This is a genomic window from Streptomyces sp. NBC_01216 (assembly GCF_035994945.1).
GTDB lineage: Bacteria > Actinomycetota > Actinomycetes > Streptomycetales > Streptomycetaceae > Streptomyces.
The window spans coordinates 37,475-54,609 of record NZ_CP108677.1; the positions used below are offsets into that span (position 1 = coordinate 37,475).

Here is a 17,135-nt window from a genome sequence, read left to right on the forward strand (position 1 = left end):
GTGGACGCCTCCGCCCTTCCCCGCTACGCAATCGACCCCGAAGGCGTGATCGCCGAGGCGGTCGCCGTCGTCGAACCGGCTATGCCTCCCGAGCTGATCCGGTCCGTGGTGAAGGGCACCTTTCCCCGCGGCACTCAGCGGCGGAAGCTCGCCGAGCTCCTCCAGCGGGACCTGACGTGGCTGACGCAGGGGCGGTCGGAGTCGCCCACCATCGTCGAACGGCTCATCCGGGCACTGCGCGAACAGGGTGCCGTTCACGTTCAGCAGCCACGCTGCGGGAGCTGCGGCCAAGCGCGACGCCTTGTCGGCGTCCTTCCCGACAGCACGTCCCGCATCTGCAACACCTGTGAGGGGCGACGCCGGCACAAGGCGAATCCCTGCGCCGTCTGCGGCCGCCACGAGTTCATGACCCGGGACCGCGACGGGCAGCCCCGATGCCGTGCTCACCCTCCAGAGGACGGCGCCGACCCGATGGAAGGGCTGTGCCGGATCATCCAGCAGACCTGCCCGAATCTGCCCGTTGAGACGGTTGCCGAGGCCGTTCGAGCGGTTGCGCCGGTCATGGCCCGGCAGCGCAAGCTGCTGTGGGCTCTGGAGGAGCGGCCCGGCCTGCTGACCGGCCAAGGCGTCCACGGTTCGGTCAAAGTCCTGCACCTCATCGCGGCGCTCCAGGAGCGAGGAGCGGTGAACGTCGTGGCCCCGCCATGCCCCTACTGCGGCCGGGACGTGCCGCTGCCGCGTACACGTGACGGGCTCCGCTGCTGCACCGAGTGCCGCTCCGCCGCACGCGCCGAGGCATGCGCCCGGTGCGGACGCGACCGGCCGGTGATGGGTCGGACCCATGACGGCCTGCCCTTGTGCCACGCCTGCCGGCACCACAACCCAGTCGTCCACCAGGTCTGCGGTCAGTGCGGCGAGCGCCGCTACATCCGGGCTCGCAAAGACGGCCGCCCGCTGTGCCAGCGCTGCCACCAGTACCCCACCGCGACCTGCAGCGAGTGTGGGGAACAGCGCCCGTGCCTGCACATCTCCACCGACGCCCCCATCTGCGTTCCGTGCACACGGAAGCGGCGCCCCCGTGCCATCTGCGTCGGCTGCCAGCGCGACAACCAGGTCAGCTACCGCACGGTCGACGGAGAGCCGCTGTGCTCCTCCTGCGGCGCCACACCACGCCCCTGCGCCCAGTGCGGCCGGACGCTGCGCATCCACGGCATCACGCCGAACGGCGACGAACTGTGCCCCACCTGCTGGCGCCACCACCCGGCCCGCAAGCGGCCGTGCAGAGAGTGCGGCACAGCCACCCACCTGCACCATTACGGCCTCTGCCCCGACTGCGCTGCCCGCGCACGGCTTCGAGACATCCTCAGCGCCGGAGGACGCATGCGCCCCGGCATCGAACCGGTCTTCAACGCCCTGCTGAGGCAGCCCGGCACCAACGTCCTGTACTGGCTAAACCGCCGCCCCGCCCGGCTCAGCGTGCTGCGCACGCTGGCAGCCGGAAGCGGGCCGATCACCCATGACACCTTGGACGGCCTGCGGCCAGACAAGGTGGTCGACAACCTCCGCATGCACCTGGTGGCCGGCGGCGCCCTGCCCGCGCGAGATGAGCAACTCGCCACGCTCGAACGCTGGCTCGCGGCACGGACCACGCAGGTCCGTGACCCGCAGAGCCGCAAAGTACTCCAGGCGTACATCACCTGGCACCTGCTGCGCCGCCTTCGTCGCTTCTCTCGACGCCGCCCGGTCAGCCAAGCCCAAGCGCATGGCATCCGCGCCTACGTCACCCAAGTCGTCCGGCTCCTCGCCTGGCTCCACACCCAGAACATCGCCCTCAGCGCATGCACCCAGGATTTTCTGGACACGTGGCTGGACGACTACCCCGCCCGCGGCCCGCGGGTACACGGCTTCCTCGCCTGGACCAACCGCAACGGCCACACCCGCCAACTGGCCGTCGAACTCCCCACCCCCGCCTTCACCGGCCAACTCATCGCTCAGGACACCCGTTGGCAACTGGTCAACCGCCTCCTCCACGACGACGGGATCCCGGTGCCCGACAAGGCGGCGGGGCTCCTCGCCCTCCTCTTCGCCCAGAACCTGTCCCGGATCGTCGCCCTCACCACCGAACACGTGGAGGTCACCCCAAGCGCGGTACTGCTCCGACTCGGGCAGGTCCCAGCCCAAATGCCCCCACCCCTGGACGACCACATCCGAACGCTCCACGCCCAGGCGATGACCACGGACTCCGCGGGCGAGCGCTGGCTGCTCCCAGGCCGATTCCCGGCCCAGCACCTCAGCCGCAGCCAGCTCGTCCGTCGCCTCCATCCGCTCGGCGTCCGGCCACGCATGGCCCGCAACACTGCCCTCGTCGAGCTGGCTTCCGAACTGCCCGCCGTCATGGTCAGCCGACTGCTCGGCATCCACCACAACACCGCCGACTCCTGGAAGCGCATCGGCGGGCAGGACAACGCCTACGCCGCCGATGTCGCCAGCCGCCACCAACCCACGGCTCCCTGAACCTCGGATTCGCTGCACCCTCGGAAGGTGCTGACACTCGCTGCTGACATCGAGGTACTGGCGCAGTTCGGCCGTGTCCTCGCGGGCCTGCTGTGCCGCTCAGGGAGGGCCGCTGCGCAAATGCCGCCCCGAACCGCGGGTGCTCGCTCGTCGTAGCAAGCACGGAACAGAGTCGCCTACGGCAACTCCCGGGGGACGGCCGAAGCCGGTTGTGATCACTGGATCTGATGAGACCAATCAAAGTGCGTCGCCAACGCTCTGGCGTAATCACCCTGCGTGACAACGTTGCGCTTTCACGGATCCGGCTTCCATGCGGTCTCGACAGCATCCCCATTTCCGGCAGGGAGGGGCCGGGGCGGCACGAAGGAGGCCGCACCTGCGATCAGCCCGGGATGGGCCGCCCCGCCTCCGAGGGGTCGCCGACGGAGGTGGGTGCGGATGGCAACTGCGCTGTGTACATAGAATTTCGCTTTGGGTAATGTTCGACCCGGTACCGGGATCGGATCGCGCTGTCAGGGCCGTTCGCGGATCGCCAGGCCGGGCTGACGTGGCGCGGTCTGCCGACCGCCGGGCCGGGCGTACCGGTGCCAGGGGGTTTGTCTTGTTGCGTTCTCTTCCCGGCAGAGGGGCCACCCGCCGCTTCCTGCGCCGGACCGGGTTGGTGTTGTGTGCCGGTCTGCTGACCGCGACCGGGCTCGGTACGGCTACGACGGCCACGGCCGCTTCTGCGGAGACCGGCTCGGCCCGGCCTCTGTACGCACCTGGAAACAAGGCGGTTCAGGTGGTGGACCCGTCCACCGGTGCGAGCACCGCGACGCTCCCGCTCGGCGTTCGTACCTGGGATCTGGCGGTGAGTCCCGACGGCTCCACCGTGTATGCCACGCACCGGCTCGAGGGCACGGTCTCGGTGGTCTCCACCGAGACGGGCACGGTCACCGACACCATCGTCGGCATCTACCTCCCGTGGGCGGTAGCGGTGTCCCCGGACGGAGCGCAGATCTACGTCGCTCACCTCGCCCCGTCGGGGTCCTCCTATGCGATCGCGGTGATCTCTGCCGCGACCAATACCGTCATCGCGGACATCAGCGTGAGCGGGGCGGACGCCATCGCCTTCACCCCTGACGGCAAACGAGCCTACGTGGCCGGCTACGGCACCAACTCGGTCACCGCCATCGACACCGCAACCCAGGTTGTGACCACGGTCATCGGGCTGCCCAACAGCGGACCTGGCAACCTCGCGGTCACCCCCGACGGCACAGCCGTGTACGTGACCGCGTACAACAGCAACACCGTTCAAGTCATCTCGACGGCCACCAACACGGTCACCGCCACGATCAACACCGGCTCCCGCCCGCAGGGCATGTCCATCTCCCCGGACGGCGCGAAGGCATACACGGCCCTGCCCACAGAAGACGCCCTCGTGGTGATCGACACCGCCACCAACACCGTCAGCACCACCATCCCCGTCGGCGACAACCCGGTGGAGGTCCTGGCCGACCCGTCGGGCATCGCCGTATACGTCTCCAACTTCTACCCCCCGTCCGTCTCGGTGATCGACCCGGCGACCAACACCGTCACCGGCACCGGCACCCTCAGCGCCGCGACCTACAACCTGGACACCGCCCAGGCGCCACCGGCCGTGACCGCCATCAGCCCCGCCACCGGAACCCCCGCCGGCGGAAGCATCATCACCATCACCGGCACCCACCTGTCCGGCACCAGCGCGATCTCCTTCGGCACCACCCCCGCCACCGATGTCACCGTCGTCGACGACTTCACCGTGACCGCGACCGTCCCCGCGCACACTGCGGGCACCGTTGACGTCACCGTCACCACCCCGGGCGGCACCAGCGCCCCCTCACCCGGCGGCCAGTACACCTACCTGGCCCCGCCCGCCGACATCGACGTCGACCTGACCGCGCAGCCGCACCTGGGCATCCTGGTCCCCTACCTCACCTACACCCTCACCGCCCGCAACACCGGCCCCGGAACGGTCACCTCAGCAACCCTCACCACCACCCTGCCGCCCGGCGCAACCGCCACCCACCTGTCCCCGGGCTGCACCGCCACCGCCACCACCGTCACCTGCACCTACGACACGATCGCCAACGGCGCCGCCCCCAGCAAGACCTTCCGCATCCCGCTGCATCTGCTCTCCCTGGGCCACATTCAGGCCACCACCACCCGCACCACCTCCGCACCCACCGACCCCAACACCGCCAACGACACCGCAAGCGCGAACTGCACCGTCATCTCCATCATCCTGGCCACCTGCTCCTAGCCTCGCTCTTTCAGTTGGGGTGACGAGGGGCTGCTGATCGTCAACTTGCCGATGGTGGGGGTGCCTTCGCGGTGCGTGCAGGCTGAAGTGCCGGCGCGTTGGCCGGAGTCTCCGAGATCTTTCAGGTTGCGGGCAAGCAGGGACGTGCGGGTCAGCTGGCTGGTCGGGGCAGGGCTTGGAGCCTGTGGAAGGCCGCGGCGAGTTCGTGTCGCCAAGGCCAGGTCGCGGAGATCCGCAGGTGGAGGCGGCGTCCGCCGCGGGTGAGGCGGGCGGCGACGTGCAGGAGCCGGTAGCGGAGCTTCTTCGGCTCGGCGGTGGCGAGGTCGCCGTTGAGCAGGAGGAGCCGCGTCCAGGCGATCAGGTCACCGGCGGCCAGGGACAGCTCGAGCCAGGCGGCGTTGACGGCGAACTGGCGGGAGGGGAAGCGGCCGAGGCCGGTGTTCTTGCCGCAGCGGATGCGGTCTTCCACCGTGGCATGTCCGCGGTGGCGAACTTCCAGGAACTGGGCGGAACCACCCCCGGCAACGGGGGTGTCGGTGAGGAAAACCTGGTGGCGCAGGTCCTCGACGGTGTCGAACAGGGACAGCTGGGCGCCGGGGTGCGGACGTTCGCGGCGGACGATGATCCGGGTTCCGGCCGGGTAGCTGGCAAGGTCGGCCATGCTGGTCAGCTCGGCGACTTCGGCGCCGTAGCGCAGGCTGCCGTCCTGGTTGAGGGCCGGGTGCCACAGTCGGTCGGGAAGGGTGCGGATCGCGCGGTGGACCGGTTCGGTGACCGGGTTGCCGACCGAGAAGGACGTACGGATGCCGCGCTCGTGCAGGTCACGGATGTGGGCGAGGAATGCTTTCGCGGATCCGGCGCTGTCGGCGCGGATCAGCAGGTCGGTGCCGTATCGGTGGGCGTCGGGGATTTGGGCGAGTGCGTCGTCGAGCACGCTGATGTGGTCGCTCGCGGTGTTCGCGCCGGCGTTGCCTGGACGCAGCCTGCCTGCCAGGGCGCCGCCGGTGTTGGCCAGGAAGCACAGCAGCGGGTGGTAGCCGAACCCGCTTTTGTAGGTCGGTGCGGCATCCTGCTTCTCGGAATGGCAGGTCACCAGCGTGGCGTCAATGTCGAGTACGAGGCCGGGTATCTCGCGTCCGGCAGCCTTCACCACGGGGACGTCCTCGCCCTGGTCGGCGGCCTGCAGCCAGGCCACTTCACGGGCCTGGGCCCGGGCGGACCGCAGAGAAGCGAGCACCGTGTCGTCGATGTGGGCGAGCAGCCGCCAGGCGGTGGGTGTGGAGGCCACCGGGCCGAACACTTCGCTCTGGTCCCGCAGTACGGCCAGGTCCGTGATGGTCTCGCCGCCGTCAGCGATCATCACCGCAAGGTCCACGGCGATCCGGCCGGGATCGTGGCCGGTCCCGCGCGGCCGCAGCTGACCCAGCGCGGCAGAATACGCGGCTGTCAGGCCCGTGGCCTCGGCGAGATCTGCCAGAAGACGTGCTCCGGCATGTCCGACCGCCCCCGAGCCGTCGGTGGAGACATGAATCCGGGGACGTGAACGGATAGCCTGCACGCAGAAGTGCCTTCCAGGTGGGATGACAGAGACCCTCGACAAGTCTCATCGTCCCTGCTCAGAGGGCACTTTCGCGTTTACGGCACGGTGACCGCCCTCACCTCAACTGAAACGCCGAGGCTAGGCAAGGCCACCAGACCGCCGGAAGTTCGGGTACCTCGCCGTGGCCTGCACCGAGGCCCTGGAGTGCAGAGGGCCGTCACGGCAGCCGACTTGTGTCAACGTGACGTCGCGTTCTTGGCCGCCCACGGTATCCAGATCGTACGAGAGCGGAGCCGCTTACGGCATTCTGCGGGGGTGTGGGGTCGAGGCCGGTGGTGATCACTGGATCGGATGAGGCGCACTGGCGCCCGGTCACGCAGGGCTCTAGCGTGATCGCGCTGCGCGACGTCGTTGCGCTTTCACGGATTGAGGTTCCATGAGGTTTCGGCAGCACCCCCTTTCCCGGCTCGCCATCTGCGTTGCGGCGGTCGGGCTCGCGATGTCGGCCGCCGGGCCGGCGTTCTCCACGCCGAGCGCTCCGGGGCCGCCTTCGGCTCCGCCGCTGATGGGCGTCGAGGTCGTGAAGACCACGCGAAGCGTTCCCGACTACGAGAAGGTGCGTATCTTCTGCCCGGACGGGAAGGTCGCCATCAGCGGTGGTGCGGAGGCGACGGCCACCCACTCCGGCTACGACTCCGTGGCCCTGGTCAGCAGCTACGCGGAGCCCTACAGGGACACGACGCTGTGGGTCGCCAGCGCCCGGAACTTCGCGGGTCAGCCCAGCACGGTGACGGTGTGGGCGATCTGTGCGTGGAAGCCCAGCGGCTACGAGGTCGTCCAGGCCCCGCTCAGCCAGGTGCCGGTGGACCAGCCGGTCACGGTGCCCTGCCCGGCGGGCAAGGTCGCGCTCGGCGGCGGCGGCGAGATCCAGGGCGACAGGAGTTCGCTCACCAAGTCCTTCCCGGCGGCGTTCAACTCGGCCAAGCAGCCCACCCAGTGGGTGGTGGCCGGCACGACCGGCGCGAACCGCACCGCCGGGGTCGTCGCCTCCGCGATGTGCGCCGACCCGATCACCGACGTGACCTGGTCGACGGGCAGGGCGACCTCGAACAGCCCGGCCGGCGGCTTCCTCGTGTGCCCGGACGGACGTCAGGTCGTGGGCGGCGGCGCTTCCGCGAGCGGGCCCGGGTCCGTCCTGATCTCCTCGAAGCCCGGCCTCAAGAGCGAAGGCGCCCGCAGCGACGGCTGGTGGGCCCAGGCAGGCAGCCTCTACGAGCCGCTCACCGCAGACGTCTACGTGACGTGCGCCACCAGGTAACGGCCAGAGCATAGGAGGGCCCGCCGACCCCGACCGGTCGCGCGGGCCCTCTGCCGCGCCGGGGAGCGGCCCGGGTGATCAGACGGAGATGACCCTCTGGGCGATCTTCTCCTGCGGCGGGCGGCGCCGCGCAGGGACGGAACGGGGAGCCGGAGCCCCCGCCCGGCGGCGGCTTGGGGTCGGAGAACTGCGATCCGCCCGCGCCTGCGGCGGCGGGGGCCAACCGGTGAGGTGGCCTGGGCCTCGCCGCCATCAGCCAGCATCACCGCGAGGTCGGTGGCGATCCGGCCTGGGTCATGACCAGTTCCGCGTGGCCGAAGCGGTCCCAACGCGGTGGAATACGTGCTGGTCAGCCCGGTGACATTGGCTAGATCAGCCATCAACCGTGCCCCCCGGCAAGCGGGAGATTTGCAGATCAGGAATGCTCTGGGCAGCGGCCTCAGATACGGGGACTCGCCCGGGTGAAGTCCGCGCCCAGCGCCGCCCCCGTCGGCCCGGATTCGGGCATCGACGGGGACGGCGGAGTTGCTCAGTCGAGGGGGGCCCAGGACTGCGGGTTCGAGCTGTTGGACCACGTGACCATCACTTTGGAGCCCGGGGTGGCGCCCTCCCGGTCGAGGGTCAGGCCCGTCTGCGGAGTGGTGATCTTCAGTGTTCCGTTACTCTTGGTGATCTTCCACTTCTGGTAGCTGTCGGCGGGGTTGTAGGGCTTGAGCGTGACCGTGCCGACGCCGCCGCTGCCGGAGGGGGCGGTGAGGGTGAGCGGCTGGGCGCAGCCGTCAGTGATCCGCACGGTGCCGTCGGTGTTGGCCTCGACCTTCCAGCGCTGCCAGCCTCGGGTGGTGTCGGAGGTGTTGAGGCCGGCGGTCGCGCTGGTTTGGTTGGCGCATCCGCCCATGCGTTCGAGTACCAGTGCGCTGCCGTTGGTGAGGCTGTGGTACTTGCCGTCGCCGGTGATGGTGGGCCCGTAGTCGATGGTGTGCGGGTTCAGCTTGCCGACCGCGGTGCTGCCGGTGGGCAGGGGCGGGTTCGCGCCCGGGCGGGTGGTGTTGAAGTAATCGGAGAAGGTCAGGGGCTTCTGCGCGGTCATCGCAGCGATGCTCCCGTTCCAGTTGGTGTCGACGGTACGCCAGAGGGCGAGGAGGGAACCGGCGACGTTGCCCTCGACCTTGTCGCCGACGCCCCATCCGTTGCCGTACGTGAAGCTGGTGCTGCTTCCGTTGCTGTGGACGAAGCGGGAGTCGCCGAGCAGATAGGCGGCGGCGGCGTTGGCGAAGCCCTCCGACCACGCGCAGCCTTCGGTGCTCACGTTCGGGATGGAGTGGCTGTCGCAGGTGAAGCTGGAGGGCATGGGTCCGTTGAACATGCGGTGCTGGAGGAAGTGGGCGCCCTCATGCAGGATGTAGTGCTCGGAGTCGGCGTCCGGGCCGACGAGGTTGACGGTGTTGGTGGAGTCGCTGTACCAGGATCCGCCGGTGGCCTGGTCGTGCCATCTGACCGTGAGCGGGGTGCAGTTGCTGTTGTTCGTCTCGTGGGAGGACCAGCAGTAGCTTGCGGGGTTGCCTCTGGACCACCACAGGAGGTTGAGGGTGTCGAAGGCGTGCCAGGCCCGGGCCGTGGACGCCGGGGCCTTGGCCGTTCCGGTGTTCCTGTTGCCGGTGACGTTGGAGAGTGCAGGCAGCTGCCAGGTGATGTACTGGTTGTTGGTGTCGAAGACCCGCCACAGGTTGTTGCTGGTGGCCCAGACCTTCACCCAGACGGTGCTCAGCGAGGTGGTCGTGGTGGGCGTGTAGCAGAGGTTGTAGCTGCCGTCGCTCACAGCGGTGAGGCCCACGACGTTGAGTGCTTGCGGTGAGTCGGTGCTCTTCTCGGCGCCCCACAGCTCGACGGTGGCGTTGCGGAGCGGCTTGGTGCGGGTGGGCTTGGCCGTTCCGTCCTCTGCGGACTGGTAGTCGTACTGGAGCGTGCCGCTGATGCAGATCGGGGCTGCTGCCCGCGCGTTGGCGGCCGTGAGCGGGACGGTGGCCAGTGCGGTGAGAAGGGCCGCGGCCAGGGCGACGGCCGGGAACGGCAGTCGCAGTCGGATAGTCAAGATCATCTCCCGGTTGAGTCCAGACGAAAGCGCGTGTATCCCGGCGCGGGAGATGGCAGGGGCTCAAGGACGCGCCCGAACACCGGTACGGGCCGAAGCTGTTCGCCATCAACCCGGCTGGGCGGCCCCTCATGATCAACGGTGAGGACGCCTCCTGGCTGGGGCGTATGCGGAGCGCGCGGAAGCGTGTTGGTGGTGCGTGCACGCCAGGTACGCGCGCCCCAGCCCACCCCTGTGGGCGAAGGAACGCTGGGGGTACGAGGGCTCGGGCATATCGAGCCGCCTTTGCCTCGCCTATTGCGCAACTTCTGATAGCAGGAACTACCAGCAGAGCCGGCGGCGTCCTGGTGGCAGTCGATGAGGCGGGCGACGCCGATGACGACCCGGGTGGGCAGGCTGCGGCCGCGGATCGCGGTGGCGACCAGCGGGTCACGCATCGGGGCCCGCTCGGTGGCCTGCCCGGCGTGCAGCAGCAGCCAGCCGCGCCAGGACCAGGGGGCCGGGCGGTTCTCCACGTCCTTCCCGGCGAGAATGCAGGTCGTCCAGGGCTGGCGGATCGTGATGCCCCGGATCCAGGTGCCCGGGTTGACGGCGCTGGTGTCGCTCATGCCGCCCGCCCCAGCGTGTGGGTGCCCGGCCGTCCGGCGCGGCGGCCGTTGATGGAGGGCACCGTGGCGTGCTGCGGCCCGGCGAGGACCGCCCGGCCGGTGTGCTTGCCCGCGTACATCGCGGCGTCGGCGGCCCGCTGGAGCACGGACAGGTCCGTCGTGCCGAGGACGTCGGGGGAGGCCGCGCCCACCGAGGCGGCGACGTCGACCAGGACGCCGTCCTCGACCTCCACCGGCTGCGCGAGCAGCTGCGTGAGCTGGGCGAGACGGAGCTCGCGGCGGGCGGGTCCGATCCGCACAGCGACGGCGAACTCGTCCCCTCCGAGCCGGCCGACCGCCCCGCGGCTGCCCGCCCAGGCGGTGAGCCGCTGTGCGGTGGCGGCCAGGACGCGGTCGCCGGCGGCGTGCCCGCCGGGCCCGTCGTTGATCTGCTTGAAGTGGTCCAGGTCCACCAGGACGACCAGGGCGTGGTCGCCGTGCCGGTCGGTGATCTGCCGGGCCTTGGCGGTGAAGCCGTCGCGTCCGAGCAGACCCGTCAGCGGGTCGCGGCGGGCGACGGACAGCTTCCTGTGCAGCGCGAGCGCGTGCACGGTCCAGCCGGTCAGCGGCACGGCGAGCGTGGTGATGAACAGGGCGCGTTGCCCGATCGGGGCCTGTACGCGCACGGTGGAGACCATACTGGTCTCTCCCTCTCGTCATGTACGGGTTGGGTGGCCTGGGACGGCCGACTGGTTTTCCGGCCTTTGGCGGCCGTCCCGGGGCGGACCTACAGCTCGAAGGGCTCGGAGCTGAGCCAGCTGTAGGGGTCGTACCAAGGGCCGGCCTTCGCGGCCTGCCAGTCGAGCGCCCAGTCGGGCCGAAGCCCCCGCGCTCCCCAGCCCCCGGCCTGCTTGCCGGGAACCTCGAGTCCGACCTGCTGCGCGGCGAGCGCCGCGTCGTACACGTCGTGTGCGATGCGCAGGGCCTCGCTCTTGGACGACGCCTCGCCGGTGAAGACGTGTACGCCTTTCAGCTGGCGGTTGGTGGTGTGGTGTATCGGGACGTCAACCTCGAAGTAGCGAAGCGGCATGACGGCCCATCTCCCTCCATCGCTGGTCGTGACCCGGGGCTCAGTGGCCGGGTGCGTGGGCGGCGGTGATGCGGATGGTGTCCGCGAGCAGCACGGTCAGCTCGTGGCCGTGGTTGACGGCGTCCTCCAGGCGCTCGATGAGCTCCGGGGGCAGGCCGCGGTTGCGGGCGCCGGTCAGGACGCCCTCCAGGTAGAGGACGTCGGCCAGGACGCGGCCGCGAACGTCCAGGACGCAGGGCTGCACGGTGAGGGCGTCGGCGTTCTTGGCGGTCGCCAGCTGCGCGTGGTCGGCGGCTTCGGTGTAGGCGGTCTCGGTCTGCTCGGTGAGCAGCGCGTCGACCTGTGTGGTGTCGCCGTAGGCGCGGCGCCAGCCGAAGCGGGCGGCGGCGGCGTTCATGAGGGAGCGGCGGGCGAGGGGCACGGTGACCTCCGGGGAGGGCCGGTCGTCCGGTCTCGGGTGACCGAACGGACACCGTACGGCCCCGCTGTCGCCCGCCCGGGGGCGGTGCGGCGGGGCCGTACGGAGAGCGTCCGGTCAGCGCTGGAGGCGGCGCAGGATCGTGAACTCGGTGCCGGTGCCGTAGGTGCGCGGCTTGGCGGTCATGAACTCCGGCTCCTCATCCGCGAGGCGCTGCAGCTCCTCCTCGATCCACTCGGTGGAGCGCTGGAGGGCGAGGCGGTCCAGGTGGAAGCTGGTGAGGTAGACCGTGGAGTCGTAGTCGGAGCGGCGCTCCGCGTTCAGCCGGCGCCGCACGATCTGGCGGGCGGTGTCGTCGTCGGGGCGGGTGGGCAGGTCGCGGGGCAGCGCCCGGCACTGGGCGGCGTGGGCGTTGGCGATCTCCCCGCCCGCCTGCTCGGAGGCGAGGTAGTTGTCGCGGTCCGTCTTGGAGCGGGTGCGGTACGAGCAGCCCAGGCAGGCGACGGCGTAGTAGGTGCCATTGACTCCGGCGTCGGCGGTGTAGACGAGGACGACGGCACCGGCCAGCCCGAGGAAGCGCTGGGTGACGATGACGCCCTCGGGCTTCCAGGTCTCGCCGATCTACGGCCACGGCTGCTGGGTGTGCTCCGGCTCGGGAGCGGTGCGGGTGCGGGAGAAGAGGGTGAGTGCCATGGGATTACTGCTCCTTCTGGTCGGCCTGGGCGTGGATGCGGGCGATGGTTCGGCGGGCAGCGGAGATCACGAACGGGGTGATGAGCGCGCCGGCGAGGCTGGCGTAGGTGGCGAAGAAGTTGGCGGGGGTGCTCACCGGCTGGCGCCTCCCTTCGCCTGCTGGTCGGCGAGGGCCAAGAACTCCACGGCGAGGTCCGGCGCGGACAGGATGGTGCGCAGGATCGAGGCGAAGCCGTCGCGCTCGATGGGGTTGAGCCGGTCCCACACGGCGTGGGCGTCACTGTGAGCACGGACGGCCTTGAGGTAGTCGTCCTCGGTGGTGGCGGTGTGCTCGATGCCGCACCGTCCACACCGGAAAACGGCCTGGTCCCAGCCGCATGCGGGCGTCACCGGCGGTCGCCCTTGCGCAGGGTGATCCAGGTGGTGACCAGGGCGGCGGCCACGCCGATCGCGCGGTGCGCCGCCTGGTCTGTTGACTGCACCGCGTTGGTGATCCGCTGGTGTTCCGGCTGGTGGGTGCCGAGGATCTCGGCATGTCCTCGTTTCATGGAATGTCCTCCGTACATCGGGATCTGATGGACGGCCGCGGCCGGTTGCCGTCGGTCGGTGCGGTGGTGGAAGGGTCGAGACCTTCGCTGCCGTGGTTCGTGGTCGATGCGGCCGGCCGGGAGATCGAGCCGGTGAGCCGGTACCTGCGGGATCTCGCGCTCGGCGACGCGAGCGCTCTGACGGGCCGCAGCTACGGCTACGACCTGCTGCGCTGGTTCCGGGTGCTCTGGGCGGTGGATGTCGGCTGGGAACAGGCGACCGAGGCGGAGACGACCGCGATGGTCGGCTGGCTGCGTACGGCGCCGAATCCGCAGCGGCGCCGTACGCAGCCGGACTCGATGCCCGCGGGCGTGGTCAATCCGAAGACGGGCAAGGCCACGCTGCTGGATGGGTACGCGCCGCGGACGATCGCGCACGCGTTGACCGTGGTGCACGGCTTCTACGCCTTCCACCAGCGCTACGGCCGGGGGCCGGTGATCAACCCGGTGCCCGAGAGCCGAGACCGCCGGGCCCGGCTGGCTCACCGCTCCCCGCTGGAGACGCCGGCCCCCACCCGGCGGGCCCGGCTGCGGCCGAAGGTGCGGGAACGCACGCCCCGGGCGATTCCGGATCGGCTGTGGGACGAACTGTTCGCGCAGATGAGATGCGATCGGGACCGTGCCCTGCTGGCCTGCTACGTCAGCTCCGGTGCCCGCGCCAGCGAACTGCTCGGGGTGCGTCTGGAGGACGTGGACTGGTCGGCCGGCCGCTTGTGGGTGATCACCAAGGGCACCGGCCAGCGGGACTCGGTGCCCGCGTCCCCGCAGGCGTTCGCCTACACGGCGGCCTACCTGGACCAGGCCGGGCTGCCCGAGCCGGGCAGGCCGCTCTGGCGGACCCGCCGGGGTGATCCCCGCCCGCTGACCTACTGGGCGATGCGCCGCGTGCTCCAGCGGGCGAACGCCGTGCTCGGCACGAACTACACGCTGCACGACACCCGGCACACGGCGGCCACGCGGATGGCGCGCGATCCCTCGCTGACGCTGGTGGAGGTACAGACGATCTTGCGGCACGCGCATCTCAGCACCACCGCCCGCTACACCGCGGTCGGCCTGGAGGACCTGATGGACAAGCTCGCCGAGCACTACCAGCGTCCCCGCCAGGAAATCCGCTGGTCGCAGACCTACGATCCGGCAGACGTCGTGGCGGTGTTCGGTGCCCGGTAGTACCGCTGGCTACAACGCACGGGCGATGGGCCCGACGACCGGGCGCATCCAGCGCAACTCCCTGCGGGAGGCGCCGGCGGACCGGGTGAACACCAAGGTCATCCAGCCCGCGCCGCCGCCCGAGCCGGAGAACCCGCCCCGGCCGGCCGGTGACCTCTCCCGGGCCTCGCTGGCCAAGGTGGCCGACGCTGTCGTGACGGCCTGGGACGACGAAGGCCTTGAGCGGCGCCGGCTGTGCCGCCTCAGCACGGTGACGATCCTCGAACACCTCCAGCGGTTCCCCGGCACGACCTGGCAGCAGCGCTGGGTGGCGGCCGGGCTGGACGAGTACGGCACGAATCCCGGCGACCTGGGCGGCGAGGACAAGAAGCTGCGCAAGTTGTTCATCTCGGGCACCCGGCAGTTGTTCTGCCTGCGGGTGATCCGTCCGAGCCTGGACGCCTTCCGCGGCCACACCTATCCGAACTACGCGCTCGACTTCCGCCTGGTGGCCAAGGACCCGCTGCTGGACAAGTTCCACGCCGCGGTCGAAGCCTCCGATGCGACCCCGGCGGCCCGGCGCACCGCGCTGTTCGACGTCGCCTGCGCCCTGACAGTGTTCGGGATCTCCCTGGCCGACCTGACGCCGGAGGTGCTGTTGCACTACTCGCTGGAGTCGCGGCGCAAGCAGCTCACCCGCGGGGCCACCAAGCGCGGCCAGGAGTACAACTACGCGGCGATCGCGGCCTGGCACATCCTCTACGAGTCGGGGCACTTCCCGCCGTCGGCGCCGCACGTGCTGCGGGCCGCCCTCGTCGGCGGGCAGAAGAGCGTCGAGGAACTCGTCGACCGGCAGCAGCTGCGCAACACCAACGTGCGCAACCTGCTGGTGGACTACCTTCGCCGCCGTGCCGCCGACCTGGACCACTCCTCGCTGCGGCAGCTGGCCCGGGTTCTGCCCGGCACGTTCTGGAGCAACGTCGAGAAGGTCAACCCCGACCAGGCCGACCTGCGGCTGAGCGAGGAGACCTACCAGCAGTGGAAGGAGACCATCTCCGTCCTGCCCGGCGGGCGGCCGCGCCTCGACATGGACGGTGTGCTGCTCAAGGTCCGCACTTTCTACCTGGACTTGCAGAGCTGGGCGGTCGCCGAACCCGAGCGCTGGGCGGCGTGGTCGGTGCCCTGCCCAGTCCGGGATGCCGAACTGCGCTGGTTCAACGTCCGCCGCCGTGAGATTCACGCACGGATGGCCGAACGCACCCGTGTCCGCCAGCCCCTGCTGCCTCTGCTGGTCGACCACGTCACCAACCGGTGGATGCGGCTGCGTGAGATCCTCGCCGCCGCCCAGGCCGTCGAACCCGGTGAGCGGTTCACCGCCGCTGGCGCACAGTGGCAGCGCACCGCCAGCGAGTACGACCTGAAGCGGGCCAAGACGGAGAAGTCCTTCCCCGTCCGGGCGGTCAACCGGGACACCGGCGAACTGGTCGCCGTCACCCGGGACGAGACCGCGGCCTTCTGGGACTGGGCCGTCGTCGAGGTGCTCCGGCACGCCGGCCTGCGGATCGAGGAGCTGACCGAGCTGACCCACCTGAGCGTCCGCAACTACCAGCGTCCCAACGGCGAGGTCGTCGCGCTCCTGGTCGTCACTCCCTCCAAGACGGACCGCGAACGGGTGATCCCGATGTCCGCCGAGCTGTTCCACGTCATCGCTCAGGTCATCCGCCGGCACCGCAGCGCCTACGGCACGGTGCCGATCGCGACCCGGTACGACGTCCACGAGAAGGTGTGGTGCCCGTCCCTGCCCTACCTGTTCCAGACCCAGACCGGCCTGGAACGGCAGGCGATGAGTAACACCACCATCTGGCGCCGCCTGCGCAAGTGCTGCACCGAGCTGGCCAAGACCCACCCCGAGTTCGTCGGGACGGCGTTCTCCGCCCACGACTTCCGCAGGATCTTCGCCACCGACCTGGTCAACTCGGGGCTGCCCATCCACATCGGTGCCGCCCTGCTCGGCCACCTGAACATCCAGACCACTCGTGGCTACGTCGCGGTCTTCGACGACGACATCGTGCGGCACTACCAGCAGTTCCTCGACCAGCGCCGCCAGCTGCGGCCGGAGGAGGAGTACCGGGCCCCCACATCGGAGGAGTGGTCGGAGTTCCAGGAGCACTTCGACAAGCGGAAGGTCGAGCTGGGCTCCTGCGGACGCCCATACGGAACGCCGTACGCGCATGAGCACGCCTGCATCAGATGTCCCATGCTTTCGGTCAACCCGACGATGCTGCCCCGGCTGGACGAGCTGGAAGACGACCTGGTCGCCCGCCGCCAGCACGCGATCGCCCAGGGCTGGAAGGGCGAGGTCGAGGGCATCGAGCTGACCCTGACCTTCCTGCGCTCCAAGCGGTCCCAGGTCCACCGGTCGCAGCAGCTGCCCCCAGTGAACCTGGGCATCCCCCCTGTCCCTCACAGCCGACTCACAACCGAGTGATCAGCACGGCGGACTGGTGCAGGACCTGATCGGTCAGCGGATGCGCTCGATCGCTGATTCGGCCCGGCAATTTCGCCCGACCCGATAGTCTGCCTTAGGCGTTGATCTTTCGGGGGTCCGGCCGCTCTGGTCTGGGTCCGCCGCATCGCAGTGAGGAAGACGGCATGAGTTTCGTCGCGAAGTACGACAGCGGCACCTGCCCCAAGTGCCGCGCTCCTATCACAGCCGGTGAGGAGATCGAGACCTATAGCGTGGGACGGATCAACCGGTACGAGCACGTCCTCTGCCCGAAGACCGCCGATGTGACGTGCAGCATCTGCAGTGGCAGGTGGATCGAGTGCGACTGCCCCTGACATAACGCGGTCTCGCATACCCTCGACG

The 17,135-nt window shown here is 70.0% G+C and carries 15 protein-coding genes and 2 pseudogenes; 6 read left to right on the forward strand and 11 right to left on the reverse strand.

What is annotated here, in order from left to right; translation table 11 throughout:
* Both OG393_RS00170 and OG393_RS00175 read left to right on the forward strand, forming a co-directional pair.
* Entirely contained in the window at positions 1 to 2,514 is a 2,514-nt protein-coding gene (locus tag OG393_RS00170) for a hypothetical protein (RefSeq protein WP_327372429.1), read from the forward strand.
* Positions 2,515 to 3,295: 781 nt separating this feature from the next.
* A complete protein-coding gene (locus OG393_RS00175; RefSeq protein WP_327372431.1) occupies positions 3,296 to 4,795 on the forward strand; it encodes a YncE family protein in 1,500 nt (499 codons plus the stop codon).
* 151 nt (positions 4,796 to 4,946) lie between these two features.
* Here OG393_RS00175 and OG393_RS00180 read toward each other — a convergent pair whose 3' ends face one another.
* Positions 4,947 to 6,353 (reverse strand): IS1380 family transposase, encoded by a 1,407-nt coding sequence (locus OG393_RS00180; protein WP_327372432.1) that lies wholly within the window; start codon positions 6,351 to 6,353, stop codon positions 4,947 to 4,949.
* Positions 6,354 to 6,771: 418 nt separating this feature from the next.
* Here OG393_RS00180 and OG393_RS00185 point away from each other — a divergent pair, with 418 nt between their 5' ends.
* Positions 6,772 to 7,653: a hypothetical protein gene (locus tag OG393_RS00185; RefSeq protein WP_327372433.1), complete on the forward strand. Its 882-nt coding sequence runs from the start codon at positions 6,772 to 6,774 to the stop codon at positions 7,651 to 7,653.
* Positions 7,654 to 7,820: 167 nt separating this feature from the next.
* On the opposite strand, the pseudogene OG393_RS00190 reads toward OG393_RS00185, so the two are convergent.
* The 10 genes and pseudogenes from OG393_RS00190 to OG393_RS00235 form a co-directional block, all read right to left on the reverse strand.
* Positions 7,821 to 8,045, reverse strand: a pseudogene (locus OG393_RS00190) (hypothetical protein); the annotation flags it as partial.
* A gap of 137 nt (positions 8,046 to 8,182) precedes the next feature.
* Complete coding sequence (locus tag OG393_RS00195; RefSeq protein WP_327372434.1) at positions 8,183 to 9,745, reverse strand: ricin-type beta-trefoil lectin domain protein; 1,563 nt, start codon at positions 9,743 to 9,745, stop codon at positions 8,183 to 8,185.
* Between the two features lie 329 nt (positions 9,746 to 10,074).
* Positions 10,075 to 10,353 (reverse strand): annotated as a pseudogene (locus OG393_RS00200) (hypothetical protein); the annotation flags it as partial.
* Positions 10,350 to 11,030, reverse strand: coding sequence for a GGDEF domain-containing protein (locus OG393_RS00205; RefSeq protein WP_327372435.1), 681 nt, complete (start codon positions 11,028 to 11,030; stop codon positions 10,350 to 10,352). The pseudogene OG393_RS00200 and the gene OG393_RS00205, both read right to left, overlap by 4 nt.
* 89 nt (positions 11,031 to 11,119) lie before the next feature.
* Entirely contained in the window at positions 11,120 to 11,422 is a 303-nt protein-coding gene (locus OG393_RS00210) for a hypothetical protein (protein WP_327372436.1), read from the reverse strand.
* 40 nt (positions 11,423 to 11,462) lie between these two features.
* The gene (locus OG393_RS00215) at positions 11,463 to 11,843 is read right to left on the reverse strand and encodes a hypothetical protein (RefSeq protein ID WP_327372437.1); all 381 of its coding nucleotides are present in this window, start codon (positions 11,841 to 11,843) and stop codon (positions 11,463 to 11,465) included.
* Between the two features lie 114 nt (positions 11,844 to 11,957).
* Entirely contained in the window at positions 11,958 to 12,176 is a 219-nt protein-coding gene (locus OG393_RS00220) for a hypothetical protein (protein WP_327372438.1), read from the reverse strand.
* 361 nt (positions 12,177 to 12,537) lie between these two features.
* Positions 12,538 to 12,669, reverse strand: a complete 132-nt coding sequence (locus OG393_RS00225) for a hypothetical protein (RefSeq protein WP_327372439.1) — start codon at positions 12,667 to 12,669, stop codon at positions 12,538 to 12,540.
* Entirely contained in the window at positions 12,666 to 12,923 is a 258-nt protein-coding gene (locus OG393_RS00230; RefSeq protein WP_327372440.1) for a hypothetical protein, read from the reverse strand. Before OG393_RS00230 ends, OG393_RS00225 begins: the two co-directional genes overlap by 4 nt.
* Positions 12,920 to 13,081: a hypothetical protein gene (locus OG393_RS00235; protein ID WP_327372441.1), complete on the reverse strand. Its 162-nt coding sequence runs from the start codon at positions 13,079 to 13,081 to the stop codon at positions 12,920 to 12,922. The genes OG393_RS00230 and OG393_RS00235 overlap by 4 nt, the downstream gene beginning before the upstream one ends.
* Positions 13,082 to 13,084: 3 nt before the next feature.
* Here OG393_RS00235 and OG393_RS00240 point away from each other — a divergent pair, with 3 nt between their 5' ends.
* The 3 genes from OG393_RS00240 (at position 13,085) to OG393_RS00250 (ending at position 17,107) form a co-directional block, all read left to right on the forward strand.
* On the forward strand, positions 13,085 to 14,287 hold the full coding sequence (locus OG393_RS00240) for a tyrosine-type recombinase/integrase (RefSeq protein WP_327372442.1): 1,203 nt from the start codon (positions 13,085 to 13,087) through the stop codon (positions 14,285 to 14,287).
* 25 nt (positions 14,288 to 14,312) lie between these two features.
* The gene (locus OG393_RS00245) at positions 14,313 to 16,754 is read left to right on the forward strand and encodes a tyrosine-type recombinase/integrase (protein WP_327372443.1); all 2,442 of its coding nucleotides are present in this window, start codon (positions 14,313 to 14,315) and stop codon (positions 16,752 to 16,754) included.
* A gap of 164 nt (positions 16,755 to 16,918) precedes the next feature.
* Positions 16,919 to 17,107, forward strand: a complete 189-nt coding sequence (locus OG393_RS00250; RefSeq protein ID WP_327372444.1) for a hypothetical protein — start codon at positions 16,919 to 16,921, stop codon at positions 17,105 to 17,107.
* The last annotated feature ends 28 nt before the right edge of the window (positions 17,108 to 17,135 follow it).

What these genes read in the sequence shown, in the direction of transcription:
- OG393_RS00185 (WP_327372433.1), top strand. Translation starts at nt 6,772, where the DNA reads ATGAGGTTTCGGCAGCACCCCCTTTCCCGGCTCGCCATCTGCGTTGCG.
- OG393_RS00205 (WP_327372435.1), bottom strand. Translation starts at nt 11,030, where the DNA reads ATGGTCTCCACCGTGCGCGTACAGGCCCCGATCGGGCAACGCGCCCTG.
- OG393_RS00210 (WP_327372436.1), bottom strand. Translation starts at nt 11,422, where the DNA reads ATGCCGCTTCGCTACTTCGAGGTTGACGTCCCGATACACCACACCACC.
- OG393_RS00235 (WP_327372441.1), bottom strand. Translation starts at nt 13,081, where the DNA reads ATGAAACGAGGACATGCCGAGATCCTCGGCACCCACCAGCCGGAACAC.
- OG393_RS00240 (WP_327372442.1), top strand. Translation starts at nt 13,085, where the DNA reads ATGTCCTCCGTACATCGGGATCTGATGGACGGCCGCGGCCGGTTGCCG.
- OG393_RS00245 (WP_327372443.1), top strand. Translation starts at nt 14,313, where the DNA reads ATGGGCCCGACGACCGGGCGCATCCAGCGCAACTCCCTGCGGGAGGCG.
- OG393_RS00250 (WP_327372444.1), top strand. Translation starts at nt 16,919, where the DNA reads ATGAGTTTCGTCGCGAAGTACGACAGCGGCACCTGCCCCAAGTGCCGC.